This is a genomic window from Moraxella cuniculi (genome assembly GCF_900637105.1).
GTDB classification, from domain to species: domain Bacteria; phylum Pseudomonadota; class Gammaproteobacteria; order Pseudomonadales; family Moraxellaceae; genus Moraxella; species Moraxella cuniculi.
The window spans coordinates 2100942-2114183 of the sequence record NZ_LR134343.1 but is presented as its reverse complement, the minus strand read 5'-3'; the positions used below and the strand labels follow the sequence as shown (position 1 = coordinate 2114183).

The following is a 13242-nucleotide window of genomic DNA, read 5'->3' as shown; positions in this document are numbered from 1 at the left end:
TCTCCTTATAGCGACATACCACCAAAGGACATAAAGCCAAGGCTCATCAGTCCAACGGTGATAAAAGTAATACCAAGTCCACGCAAAGGAGCAGGGACATCTGAATATTTGAGTCGTTCACGGATACCTGCCAAAGCAGCAATTGCTAATGCCCAGCCTGTGCCAGCACCGATGCCATAAACGATAGATTCGCCAAAGTTATAATCACGCTCAACCATGAACAATACACCACCCATGATGGCACAGTTCACCGTAATCAGTGGCAAGAATACGCCAAGAGCATTGTATAGACTTGGGACGAACTTATCCAAGAACATTTCCATAATCTGTACAACTGCTGCAATCAGGGCGATATAGCTTAGCAATCCCAAAAAGCTAAGATCAACATCAGGATAGCCAGCCCATGCCAATGCACCGTCTTTTAAGAGGTATTGATACAGCAGGTTGTTAAGAGGTACGGTGATTGTCATTACAACAATAACAGCAATGCCTAGGCTGATGGCGGTTGAGACTTTTTTGGAGATGGCAATAAAAGTACACATGCCCAAGAAAAAGGCCAACGCCATATTCTCAATAAAAACTGAGGTAATAAATAAGCTGATATAGTGTCCCATTAGTGTCCTCCCATGCCTTTGGATTGTGGCTTCATGACAAATTCGGCAGGCTCAACTTGTTCAGGCTTGCAGGTGCGAACGATGGCAATAAACAATGCAATCACAAAGAATGCCGATGGTGGCAAGAGCAACAGACCGTTTGGTACATACCAGCCGCCGTCAGTGATTTTTTCGAGTAGCTGCATACCGAACCAGCTGCCATTGCCCAAGATTTCACGAATACTGGCAACAAAAAGCAGTACGGCTGAATAACCCAAGCCATTGCCGATACCGTCCAAGAAACTTGGGATTGGTGGGTTGCTCATCGCAAAGGCTTCAGCACGACCCATTACGATACAGTTGGTGATAATCAAGCCAACGAATACAGAAAGAGATTTGCTGACATCATAGGCAACGGCTTTTAGAATTTGATCAACCACGATAACCAACGAGGCAATAACAACCATCTGCACGATGATACGAATGCTGGCTGGAATGTGATTTCTGATGATTGAGATAAAAAAGCTAGAAAACGCTGTAACCAGTGTTAATGCAATACACATAACCAAGGCGTTGGTCATGCTAGTGGTTACCGCCAGAGCCGAACAAATACCAAGAATTTGTAGAGCAATGGGGTTGTTATTGAACACAGGTCTGGTCAAGATTTCTTTGGTATCTGCCATGATTATGCTCCTTTTTCTGCTTTATTGGCACGCAGATTGTCTAAAAATGGCTTATAGCCTTCTTCGCCCAACCAAAACTGCACCATATTGTTTACGCCACGACCTGTCAAGGTTGCACCGCTGATGCCGTCAATTTGAGTGTCTTTGGCTGTACCATTTTTGACAATGGTCATGTGTAACTTGCCTTGTTCGTCATAGAGGGTTTTATCCACCCATTGAGCACGCCATGGCTCATCGGTAATGCGAGAACCCAGACCCGGTGTTTCTTTATGTTGATAAAAATTCACCCCTTTGATGGTATTAAGGTCTTTGTCAATGGTGATTAGTCCATAGATTTGACCCCACAGTCCTGCACCATTAAATGGCAGAACAAGCAGCTCAAGCTCGCCATTGGCATCTTTTGATAGATAAACCTTGCCAAATTTTGGCTTGCCACCGATTGCCGCAATGTCATTTTCAAGCGGTGTAGATAGGGCTGGCACTCTGGCTGCTTTGGCGACATCATAGCTTGCAGCATCGCTAATGCCTGCTTTGGCCAATTCTTGCTCAGTGGCAAATTGACCAGTTTGCAGATTAATCAGACGCACCTCGAAGTTGTCAAATCGCTCTGCAATAACGCTGTTATTGTCGCTGTTTGGATCAAATTTCCCAGCAGCAATCAAGATGTTTTTGTTCAAATCAAGGCGTGCATTGTCTTGCTGTTGTGGTTTTAGACCAACGGCAACGGCAGAAACCATCACCGAGCAGACCAAACACAGCACCAAAGCGGTGGTGATGGTCTTGATGTTGCTATTTTTGGCTGACATTTGCTAACCTCCGTGCGGTTTGGCGTTTGATGTTGGCTTGGACAACAAAGTAATCAAAAATCGGTGCAAACAAGTTGGCGAACAAGATTGCCAACATGATACCCTCAGGGAATGCAGGGTTTATCACACGAATGGCAACTGTCATAAAGCCAATAAGAAGTCCGTAGCACCAGCGACCTGCGTTGGTGTGGGCAGCAGACACTGGGTCGGTTGCCATAAATACCGCACCAAACATAAAGCCACCGATAACCAAGTGCCACTGAGGGGCAAGGCTTGCCATAGGGTTGCTGCCATCGCTGAATAAATTAAAGGCAAGTGCTGTCAGTACCAAGCCAATAATTGAGCCTGCAATCACACGCCAGCTGGCGATTTTGGTATAAATAAGTACCGCACCACCGATTAAGATAGCAAGTGTTGAAACCTCGCCGATGGCACCTTGCATATTGCCCAAGAAAGCATCGCTCCAAGTGATGGCTTTGCCATAAGCATCAACGAATTGATCTGGCGTTACGCCTAGGGCTGCAAGACCGAGCGGTGTTGCACCACTAAAGCCATCAACCGCAGTCCATACCGCATCACCTGAGATATAGGCAGGATAAGCAAAGTACAAAAATGCACGACCTGCAAGTGCTGGGTTGATGAAGTTTTTGCCAGTACCACCAAAGACCTCTTTGGCGACAACAACACCGAAACTGATACCCAAAGCAACTTGCCATAGTGGAATATCAGGTGGTAGTGATAGGGCGAACAGGACTGAGGTAACAAAGAAACCTTCGTTTACTTCGTGTCCACGCACCACCGCAAAGATGATTTCCCACAAGATACCAACGATAAAAGTTACTGCATAAATTGGCAAAAATTGCATCGCACCATAGACAAAGCACGCCCAGATGCTGTTCGGGTCATAGCCTGCCAGAGCAGTGATGACGGTACGCCAGCCTTCAGGGGTGATGCCCATGGCATTGATGGCGGTCAGTGCCTGAAAGCCGACATTATACATGCCCCAAAACATCGCAGGGAAAGTACATAGCCAGACGGTAATCATGATACGCTTTAGGTCAATGCCATCACGCACATGGCTTGCCGAATAGGTCTGAGATGAAGGCTGACGAAAGAAAGTGTCAAACATCTCAAAGATGGCATAATATTTTTCGTACTTGCCGCCTTTGGTGAAGGACGGCTCCATACGGTCAAAGATATTGTGAATAAATTTCATCGTTAGCCTTCCTGCTCAATACGGGTCAAGTTATCACGCAAAATATCGCCAAACTCATACTTGCCTGGAGATACAAAGGTGCAAAGTGCCAAATCTTCTTCGTCAAGCTCCAAAGCACCCAGCTCTACCGCTTTGATGATGTCTTCAACAATCAAGGCACGCAGCAGCTGTGTGGGCAGATAATCTTGTGGCATAACTCTTTCAAAAACGCCGATTGGCACCATTGCACGCGGCGAACCATTGGTGCTGGTGGTGAAATCGTATTTTTTGTTTTTGAAAAATTGCGAGATATAAATCGGTAGTTTGGAGAAGCGATTTGCCCCTAGGCTAAAAAAGTGCATCGCAGGGCGTTCACGACCTTCGGCAAGCACCGATACTTGGTTGTGGAAACGACCCAAAAACGCCACCGCCTGTTTGGCAGTGCGACCTGACAGCACCGAGCCTGAGATGATGCGATTGTCATTGCCCTTTAGCTCGCCTTGGGTCAGTTCAGTCAAATCTGCACCTCTTGTGGTGCGGATCAGGCGTGGATTATTGACCGCAGGGCCTGCAAGGCTAATCAGTCGCTCGGTATAGATACGCCCTGTGGTGAACAGTTTGCCGATGGCGATAACATCTTGATAATTGATTGTCCAGACGGTTGTGCCGCGTGCCAATGGGTGCAAAAAGTGAATGTGCGTGCCAGCATTGCCTGCTGGGTGTACACCTGTAAAGCCTTGATAGACGGTTTCGTTACCATCAGCAGCTTTTGTCAGAGCCTCTGGGGCGACATCACCATGACAAACAAAGGTCTTAGGCGACAGGGTAGATAGTACCGCCAAGCCATCATTAAATGATGCAATTTCTTCAAACAATACCGCCGCAGGATCGACAGCAAGCGGATTGGTGTCGGTTGCGGTAACAAAGATGGCACTTGGCGTGCTGTCAATGTGCGGTGTGCGACTAAAGGGGCGTGTGCGAAATGCCGTCCATTCGCCAGAGGCAACCAGTTGCTCAACCACAGTTGCTCTATCTAGTGCTGCCAAGTCCTCGCTGCGATAGGCATTGAAAGTGATTTCGTTGTTGTTTTGTGGATCGGCAGCGATAACCAAACTTTCAAAAACTCGTCGTTCGCCACGATTGATTGCAACAACAGTGCCGCTGATTGGTGCTGTATAGACAACACCTGAGCGTTTTTTGTCTTCGTACAGCACCTGTCCTTTGGCGACAGTATCGCCTGGCTGAACATACATGGTGGGACGCATGCCGACATAATCGTAGCCGACCAACGCTACCTTGGTGGGCGTATGTTCGCTAACTTGTTTGGCGGGTTCACCTGTGATGGGTAGATCCAAGCCTTTTTTTATGGTAATCATAAGCGGATACTTAAATTAAGACCAAAACATTCCAGCCAATTGCCAAAAAGTAGGATTGATGGCTGGTTCCAAAATTCCTAAAAACACAAAGCTGGTGCGACCGACAGGTGGCGTAGCTGTTTTGTCCAAAGGAGAGCATGAAACGAAACATTGGCAAAATTATCACACAAAGTTTGCCAAAATATGAATGTTCATACCATTAACCTACCCATTATACGCCAAAATGGCAAAAATTTATAGGGCAAAAGCCGAAATATAAGCCAAAAAATGATGAAAACATTTGTAAAATCAATAAATAAAAGCCAGTTTTTGCTTTAGTTATAAAACCATTTGCCAAAAATTAACCAGCTGACACGGTTATTATTAATTAATTTTTATTTATAATATGATAATTTATTATAATTATTGACAATATAAAGGCTCTGATGATGGATTGGTGCTTGAACAAGTAAGTGATTGATGCCAAGCTAATAGGCATTAATTAAAGAAGTGTGGTTTGGTGTGTTTGATGGGCGTGCTGATATATCAAGCCAAAGCCTGCAAATGACGGCGTGGTGATTTGTTTGTAATGAATAGATGGTTTATTTTTTGTAAATTTTAATTTTATAATAACGATATGTTAAGAAAATATGCGTCATTAACATAAAGCCAATTACCAACCAAGTTGCTGTCAATTCTTGCTGGATTGGCAAAATTGCCAGAGTTGCCACAAGGCAAAAAATCAATGCCAATATATAACAAGCGAATTTAAACAGGGTAAAATTCAATGCAAAACTGAGCAGGATAATAATAAATAAAGCAACGGCAAATAACAGCAGTGTGCCACCACCAGTAAGCAGCACAATGCTGCCACTGATAAGATAAGCACACAGCCAGTCGCCCAAGCCTTCGATAAGTGGATAATGATGTTGTTTCATTGGCGTTTGGTGTTATGAAGTTTTGCTGGATTTTTTGCGTTTGTTTTTTGGCTTGTCGCTTGATTTTTTGGAGAGTTTTTTGCTGACTCCATCACGATCAACACGACCTAATTGTTCAATCAAACGAAAATCAATTTGTAGTAAATCCATATTAACCGCCGCCACTTCGATAAGCAGCGTATCACCCAAGCCAAAATAGGAGCCTTTGTCGCCAACAAGTTTTTGTTCTTGTTCATCATAATCAAAATACTCATTGCCCAGCCCCGAAATATGCACCAAGCCTTCGATGAATAAGTCGTTTAGCACGGCAAATAAGCCAAAACTGGTAACGCTGCTGACCGTTGCGGTAAATTGCTCGCCCAGATGACGCTGCATATAGTGGCATTTTAGCCAAGTTTCTACATCACGAGATGCCTCCTCGGCACGCCGTTCGGTTAGGCTGGTTTGTTCACCTGCCTCATGCAGGGTTTTGTAAATGGGTGCTTGTGGTTTTTGTTTGCTCACTTTATCCTTGATGGCACGGTGGAGCATTAGGTCAGGGTAGCGGCGAATTGGACTGGTGAAATGGCTGTATTCATCATAAGCCAAGCCAAAATGACCGATATTATCTGGGCTGTAGTTCGCCTGCATCATTGAGCGAAGTAGCATACTATGAATGCTGGCGGCATCTGGTCTGTCGGCAGTTGCCTTGATGATTCGCTGATAGTCTTCGTGCGTGGGCGATGATTCGGGAAATGACAGACCGAAATTTTTGACATAGTCATGCAATCTGGCTGATTTTTCTTCGTTTGGCTTGTCATGATTGCGATACAAGACGGGCAAATCGTGTTTTAGAGCAAAGTTTGCCGCACAGGTATTGGCAAGCAACATACACTCTTCGATGAGCTTGTGAGCCTCGCCACGAGTACGAGCAACGATGTCAATAATATCACCATCTTTGCCAAATTTTATGTAAGTTTCTGCTGTTTCAAATGCCATCGCTCCACGCTCTTCGCGGCGTTTGTCAAGCACTTGATACAGTTGGTGTAGTGTGTCAATGGATTTAAGAACCGCAGGGTTTTTGACAAGTTCATCAGGCAGCGTTTCGTTAGTCGGGTCATTAAAATACGCATTGACTTGATTATAAGTCAGGCGAGCCTGTGAGTGCATGATGGCAGGGTAGAATTCATAAGCGGTAACCTTGCCTGCACGAGATAATTTAATATCAGCGACCATGCACAGTCTGTCCACTTTGGGATTGAGTGAACACAGTCCATTTGACAGTATCTCTGGCAGCATCGGTATCACACGATGGGGAAAATATACCGAAGTGCCACGCTCATAAGCATCGCTATCTAGTGCTGATTGTGGCGTTACATAGTGGCTGACATCAGCAATGGCAACAACGACACGATAGTTGCCACCAGCACGCTTTTCGGCATAGACCGCATCGTCAAAATCTCGTGAATCTTCACCATCAATGGTAACCAAAGGCAAATGACGCAAATCAACTCTGCCTTTATAATCTTTTTCGTTTGGCTCATTAAAAAGCTCTGCTTGTTTGATGGCGGCATGGCTAAATTCATGCGGAATGCCATAATTATACAGCGTGGTCTCAATAATCAGCTCACGGTCATTTAAGCTACTAAGCAGTTCGGTGATTTTGCCAGTGGCAAATTCTTGATAACTTGGCAGATCAATCAGTGCCACCTTGACATCATCACCAACGCCTGCATTCATCTCTTCGACATTTTCGGTGGTAACGGTGATGGGCTGATGGGCATTGACACCTGTAAGCTGTACAAAATACCCTTCGTCATCAGAGCTTAATTTACCGATAAACTCCAGCTGATTGCGTTCGGTAACTTTGGTAATGCGTGCTTCGTCTTTGCCACGATATTGTGTGGCAACCACTTCAACTTTATCACCATCAAACACCAATCGCATCTGCTTTTCGTGCAAAAACAAATCAGGCATATCATCAAGCACCACAAAGCCAAAGCCTTTTGGGCTACAGCTGACCGTGCCTGACAGCACAGTTGGCAAGGGGGCGACGCTAAAATGAATGCCATCACTGCGTTCAAGCTGTCCATCTCTTAGCATGGCTTTTAGTCGATTGGTCAAGGCAAAAAAACGATCTCCATCGTCCAAAAAGCCAAAGTGCATTGCCAGCGATTCTTGGGTGGCAGCCTGTGCTTGATTGGTCAAAGCAGCGACTGTTTGTAGGATTAATAAGCGTGAAGGAATGGGGTTTTGGTATTTTGAAGCCTCAATGGCGGCATTTGGGTCATTCCATTTGGTTTTTTTTGTTTTGTTTGTCATCGTAATTTACCTAAAAAAATATTTTCTCATTTTGTGCTTTATTGTATCATAAAGCCTGCTTTGTGTGTGATAAGATATGGTGGATTTATGGTGGTTATTTTGGACGGCAAAACTGCGTGCCAATGGCATGATTTGTTGGTGCATTTGGCTTATTTGGAGCAATCAGCCTTGCCTGACGATGCTTGGCAGGTGGGGTCAATTAAGACCATGCTTGGGCAATTTGGAGCAGCTGTTGCTGTGGTGGTTGCAGCCAAGCCAATCGATGGTGCTATGCGTGGCGACTGTTTGCAAGGAGAGGCAGCAACGATGTGGCTACAGCAGTCGCTAGCAGACAATCAGTTGTCAATTGTGGCATATTGTTTGTTTCAGGTGGTGTTTGAGACTGCCGAAATCCACCGCATTGGCACCCACCCTGATTATCATCGGCGAGGGCTAGCAACACGCTTGATGACGGCGGTCAATCAGTCGGTAGCGGCAGCTGGTGCAGAGCGGCTATTGCTTGAGGTGCGAGCGGATAATGTTGCTGCCATTGGCTTGTACCAACGACAAGGCTTTGAGCCAATCGATGTGCGAGAGGGCTATTATCGTACTGACGATGGGCAATCGGTTGATGCTTTGATTATGCAGCAGCGTATCCATGATTAGCTGATGTGGTTACAAAGCACCAATCATCTTGGTGCTTTGTTTGATGATGCTCAGCAAGTTTATTTTTTCTTGGCTGGACCAAGCAACATACCCATCTGGCGACCTTCAACTTTTGGTGCCTGCTCAACGCTGGCAATCTCGGCAGTGTCAGCGATGATGCGTTCAAGTTGTGCCTTGCCGATTTCTTGGTGTGCCATTTCGCGACCACGGAAACGAATGCTGACTTTGACCTTGTCTTTGTCTTCAATGAATTCAACAATTTTACGCAGCTTGACTTGATAGTCTGCTTCTTCGGTGCCGGGGCGAAGTTTGATTTCACGCACTTGCGTTTGTTTTTGGTTTTTTTTGGCTTCTTTGGCTTTTTGTTTTTGTTCATAAAGATAACGCTTATAATCCATTACTTTACAAACAGGGGGTTTGGCATCGGCAACGATTTCTACCAAATCCAAGCCTTCATCAGCAGCCGTTTTTAATGCGGTTTGCAAATCAACCACGCCAAGCTGCTCGCCATCTTCTTTAACCAAGCGAACTTCTTTGGCACGGATTTCTTCGTTGATGTTTAAACGATTTGACGGTTTAATGGGTCTTACTCCAATCTGATTGCTCTTTTGTCAATAAGTGATGCAGTCTAGGCAATCAATCATTGACCTGTCTGCCAATACTTTTTGGCATTAAAGTGTCTATTATTACCATTTGCTAAATTTTTGTCAAATGGTTTTATGCACTTTTAAAAAATTTACCCAATATTAGGCGATATTGGGTAAATTAATCTTGGTAAATGATTAACAGCTTAGGTAATTATAATACACCCAGCCCAAAAAACGATTATTTGAATGGCTAAATGCACGCACCCAAGGTTTGCCATTTTTGTCAATTTTCCAATCATTGATATAAATCCATGTACCGTTTGGTAGTGTGCCGAGTGAATTATTTAGGGTACATTGTGCATCGCAAGTATTTGAGATACACCCAGCCTAAGCTGTTATCATCACCGCCACCTGTGGGATAAACCTCAACCCAAGGTTTGCCATTTTTATCATACCGATAATCTTCAATGATATAAACTTTTCTGCCATTTTTAAGCGTGCCAAGCACTTTGCCGTATGGAGCGGAGCGATATTTTAATGGCGTACCTGTAGGGTCGGCAACAATACATTCGCCATCGGTCGGTGGTGTGGCGTGTGCCGAAATGCCAAAGGTTAGAGCTGCCAAAGTGATAAATGCAAGTTTTTTCATTGATTGGATCCTGGTTCAATTCTTGGACAATGTTGAAAAATACAAATTATATAATTTATGGAGTCAATCTTCGCATTTTAGATATTTGGCTCGAACATATCCTTCAATGCCGCTCGAAGGCTGAATAATGTGCTTCCAAGTACGCCCCTTGCTATCATAATAAGTGATATAGTCCTGAGTAACTGGCGAACCATTTTTTAAGGTTCCAATGATGGGATTCTCAGCACCAGGTGCAATACGAATGTTTAATGGAGTGCGAGCATTAACTACTGTACACCAACCGCCAGTACCTGCATTTACCTGTGAAGCAATCCCGCTGGATAAAGTAAGTACTGAACCCAAGATTAAAGGTTTGATTATTTTCATTTCCGCTCCTTGATCTAAAATAAAATGTTGATAAGAGTTGATAAGAACAGTATTTAGATTCTAATTCTACCTCAAAATTCTTAAAAAAAAGGCCCTGGTTCAAAAAGTATGCTACACCCACCCATAGTTGATATAATGAAACACCAAGTCAAATGCTTTAAGATGATTGGTTGGGTTTTTAGAGAAACAACACCTTTTTCTAAATGCTCGCCTAGCAAAGGTTCTAAGCCTTGTGTTATTGCCTTCAATACCAACGGTAAAGCGTTTACCCACTTGTTTGATAGAGTGCTTAAAAGCCGTCAGAAAGCTGTCCCAATCATCACAAGCAATTTTATCAAAACTTATACCTAAACTCATCAGTTTTGACCTTAACTGTTTGGCAGTAGCAAGGTTTCTTTTGCCCCATACATAGGCAACAATCTCACCTGTGTGTCTATCGTACGCATAGATGAGCCAAACTTTGTTTTTCTTGTTACCCACGTAAGTCCAAAACTCATCTATCTTTAAGGTATGGTAATGCTTTTGTCTTGGTTTGATTTGGTGATTACTGTTTGCAAGCACACTAAGCACTTTGCCCTTACTCACTTGTTCAAGTATCACAATGTCAGCAATGCTACAACCACGAACTAACATTAAGCGTATTTTGTTATCTATGTAAGATTGACAACCTTTGTAAGTAAGCTGTAAATGATGAACAAACTGTTTATGACAATCTTTGCAAAAATAGTTTTGTTTGCCATAGCTTTTTATGCCATTTTTCTTTATACTAACCGATAGGCAACTTGGGCAAGTAATGGTAATTTGTGTCTTCATAACCGTAAATTACCAACTTTTGTGCAAGTTGTCTTTTTAGTTTTTGTTACAGCATACTTTTTGGGCTACTACCTTTATTCGAAATGACAGTACTACTGGTGATGTATTGTTCATCAAGCAGTTTAGCCACAAGCATGCCCAGGTGCACACTACCAATATTCATCTTAGTAATGTGGTTGGTGCTACAGGTGCTAGAATACAAGCTTTGCTTGCATTGGCACTCAAAGATATTTGTAAACATGGTGAGTATAAACACCAAACCATGAGCTACTTATTTGACGCAGCCGTCTGTGAACAGCCAAAACAAGGTATAGAGCATCCACTTAAGCTGACTGCACGAGCAGCCTTTACTCCGTGGATGGATGACATCTGGGATCGACATACATTTGATAAACAAGATGCTAATTACTACTGGCACGGCTATCGGGATGTCTGCTTTAGAGTGCAGGCGTATATCAATGAAGATCCCAAACTAAGGGAAATGTATCCCTAAACTGCTTTATCAAGAACAAAACCACCATCAAAAAAGATGGTGGCGTCGGGTGGGGGTTGGTTGGGTTTATGTCTTAGCACAACTACAGACCTTTGCTTTGCTGGTGTATGGGTGCGACGCGTGCTTTATGCTGACATACAAGGATGCCCACCGTGGCCGGTTGATAGTCTGTCACGCCCACTAGATATACATTGTTGATTGGTTTTTCCTGTTTATGATTGACTTAATTATTTTTCATCAACAGTCAAATACCATACCATAAACTCATAAAAGCTATCCCAATGTGTTAGTTGGTCTGTGCCTAGTAGGTATATTTTTACATCATATCTTGTGGTAAGTGCTTTTCTTTGTCAATAATTAGATTGGGGCTAATATGACAAAAAGGACTAAGTCCTGTGCATTGCAAAAAAACTTAGCCTGTTGTCAAACCTTACTCTTCAATTTTAAGATGGTATATTTATCCCTCATCAATTCTCATAAGAAAAACCCATCTTAAATTTATCATCTTTATCAAGCGTGATGTGAAAATGCGTCCATGGTTCTTTGGCGAAGATTTTACAATTTTGTAAATCTTCAAGAAGTTGCAGTAATGTCAAAAGCTCATCAGAAGACATATCAATGTGCAATGTTTGACCATTATCCATCACTTGATGAAAATCCAGTTGTGATAATTGATTTTTAACATAACCACTAAGCACAAGATTGCACTGGTTGCTTGGAGCTATTGAACGCAAAAGCTCTGCAATCTGCTGATAAATATATTGATCATCTGTCAGGTTGCTAAACTCTTCACGTCTTTCTTTATTAATAAAATAGGATTGCAACTTACCAAGCTGACCTGAGTCTTTATAAAATACACGCTCTTCCCAAAGCTCTTTTGGAATGCCTGTATTTTTCCATTCCTCTTCGGTTAGGTCACTGATTCCTTTCATGATTAAATTAACCCAACTATCTTCTTTGGGAATATAAGCAAAATCCACTTCGAACATTTTATTTTTTAAAAAAATTATCTTGAAATGCGTCCAAGGTTTTTGGGAGAATATTTCGCATTTTTGCAAATCCTTCATTAAATACATTAACTGCAAGAGAATCCCGCTGGGTATCTCAATCAACTCCATCTGACCATCATCAAGAATTTTATGACAACCCAGCTGATTTGGCGAGTCGTATATATAACCCCTGAATGCTATTTTGCTTTCTTTAGGGGGTATTATAGACCATAAAATATCTTTGATTTCTTGATATATTATTTGCTCACTTTTCATTTCATTCTTCCGTTGGTTTGGCTTTGTTTTCTAATGGTATGGGATCAAATTTTTTACCATTAATCGTTTGATGTACCATAAAAAAGTCAGGTCTCTTACTATTGCTACTATAAATAGGTTCAATTTTTATTATATTTTCAATATAATTATTATCTTTAAACTCATTTACTTTTTCTTTCCATACAGATACAGGTATGCCATATTGTTTTAATTCAGATTCTTTTAATTCTGATACCCCTTTCATACATAAGGCATTCCAGTGGTTTTCATCTGGTATTTCTCTAAAACATAACTGAACTTCTTGATCGCATATTGATAGCTCAAAATGACTATAATATATAATATTAAAAACATCGTTCATAAGCATATCTATATCATAACTTGGATAATTATCAAAATTATAACTATACTCCTGTTCTTTGATTATCCAGTGAGCAGATTTGGCTGAAAATGTTGGGTAAATATATCCTGTTATACAATATTTTGATGCTAATTCTGGTTTTAGCTCTGACAGTTTGTCAAATATTGATTGATATGCTTTGTGCTTACTCAT

At 42.5% G+C, this 13242-nt stretch carries 15 protein-coding genes; 2 read left to right on the top strand and 13 right to left on the bottom strand.

The genetic code is table 11. The features are described from left to right. Window positions 1–5 precede the first annotated feature (5 nt). The 7 genes from nqrE to rnr form a co-directional block, all read right to left on the bottom strand. Window positions 6–614: an NADH:ubiquinone reductase (Na(+)-transporting) subunit E gene (gene nqrE, locus EL162_RS09565; protein WP_076555795.1), complete on the bottom strand. Its 609-nt coding sequence runs from the start codon at window positions 612–614 to the stop codon at window positions 6–8. Beyond that, a complete protein-coding gene (locus EL162_RS09560; RefSeq protein ID WP_076555794.1) occupies window positions 614–1276 on the bottom strand; it encodes an NADH:ubiquinone reductase (Na(+)-transporting) subunit D in 663 nt (220 codons plus the stop codon). Before EL162_RS09560 ends, nqrE begins: the two co-directional genes overlap by 1 nt. 2 nt (window positions 1277–1278) lie before the next feature. Further along, window positions 1279–2082 (bottom strand): Na(+)-translocating NADH-quinone reductase subunit C, encoded by an 804-nt coding sequence (locus EL162_RS09555; protein WP_126331560.1) that lies wholly within the window; start codon window positions 2080–2082, stop codon window positions 1279–1281. Beyond that, complete coding sequence (locus EL162_RS09550; protein WP_126331559.1) at window positions 2066–3298, bottom strand: NADH:ubiquinone reductase (Na(+)-transporting) subunit B; 1233 nt, start codon at window positions 3296–3298, stop codon at window positions 2066–2068. The genes EL162_RS09555 and EL162_RS09550 overlap by 17 nt, the downstream gene beginning before the upstream one ends. Before the next feature lie 2 nt (window positions 3299–3300). Beyond that, window positions 3301–4653 (bottom strand): Na(+)-translocating NADH-quinone reductase subunit A, encoded by a 1353-nt coding sequence (locus EL162_RS09545; protein WP_126331558.1) that lies wholly within the window; start codon window positions 4651–4653, stop codon window positions 3301–3303. Window positions 4654–5234: 581 nt separating this feature from the next. Further along, window positions 5235–5570, bottom strand: a complete 336-nt coding sequence (locus tag EL162_RS09540; RefSeq protein WP_076555790.1) for a hypothetical protein — start codon at window positions 5568–5570, stop codon at window positions 5235–5237. A 12-nt stretch (window positions 5571–5582) separates the two neighbouring features. After that, the gene (rnr, locus tag EL162_RS09535) at window positions 5583–7871 is read right to left on the bottom strand and encodes a ribonuclease R (RefSeq protein ID WP_126331557.1); all 2289 of its coding nucleotides are present in this window, start codon (window positions 7869–7871) and stop codon (window positions 5583–5585) included. Window positions 7872–7958: 87 nt separating this feature from the next. Here rnr and EL162_RS09530 point away from each other — a divergent pair, with 87 nt between their 5' ends. After that, the gene (locus tag EL162_RS09530) at window positions 7959–8516 is read left to right on the top strand and encodes a GNAT family N-acetyltransferase (RefSeq protein ID WP_126331556.1); all 558 of its coding nucleotides are present in this window, start codon (window positions 7959–7961) and stop codon (window positions 8514–8516) included. 59 nt (window positions 8517–8575) lie between these two features. On the opposite strand, the gene infC is transcribed toward EL162_RS09530, so the two are convergent. The 4 genes from infC to EL162_RS09510 form a co-directional block, all read right to left on the bottom strand. Further along, entirely contained in the window at window positions 8576–9073 is a 498-nt protein-coding gene (infC, locus tag EL162_RS09525; protein ID WP_197719021.1) for a translation initiation factor IF-3, read from the bottom strand. A 370-nt stretch (window positions 9074–9443) separates the two neighbouring features. Beyond that, window positions 9444–9752: an SH3 domain-containing protein gene (locus tag EL162_RS09520; protein ID WP_126331555.1), complete on the bottom strand. Its 309-nt coding sequence runs from the start codon at window positions 9750–9752 to the stop codon at window positions 9444–9446. Window positions 9753–9815: 63 nt separating this feature from the next. Further along, window positions 9816–10118 (bottom strand): SH3 domain-containing protein, encoded by a 303-nt coding sequence (locus tag EL162_RS09515; protein ID WP_126331554.1) that lies wholly within the window; start codon window positions 10116–10118, stop codon window positions 9816–9818. A gap of 111 nt (window positions 10119–10229) precedes the next feature. Next, window positions 10230–10931 carry an IS1 family transposase gene (locus tag EL162_RS09510; RefSeq protein WP_126331553.1) on the bottom strand — a complete coding sequence of 234 codons (702 nt, stop codon included), beginning with the start codon at window positions 10929–10931 and terminating at the stop codon, window positions 10230–10232. A 142-nt stretch (window positions 10932–11073) separates the two neighbouring features. Between EL162_RS09510 and EL162_RS09505 the strand changes: the two genes are divergently transcribed. Further along, entirely contained in the window at window positions 11074–11424 is a 351-nt protein-coding gene (locus EL162_RS09505) for a hypothetical protein (protein WP_126331552.1), read from the top strand. A 467-nt stretch (window positions 11425–11891) separates the two neighbouring features. Here the strand turns inward: EL162_RS09505 and EL162_RS09500 are convergent, their stop codons facing one another. Both EL162_RS09500 and EL162_RS09495 read right to left on the bottom strand, forming a co-directional pair. Further along, window positions 11892–12689 (bottom strand): immunity protein YezG family protein, encoded by a 798-nt coding sequence (locus tag EL162_RS09500; RefSeq protein WP_126331551.1) that lies wholly within the window; start codon window positions 12687–12689, stop codon window positions 11892–11894. A 1-nt stretch (window position 12690) separates the two neighbouring features. Beyond that, window positions 12691–13242, bottom strand: coding sequence for a hypothetical protein (locus EL162_RS09495; RefSeq protein ID WP_126331550.1), 552 nt, complete (start codon window positions 13240–13242; stop codon window positions 12691–12693).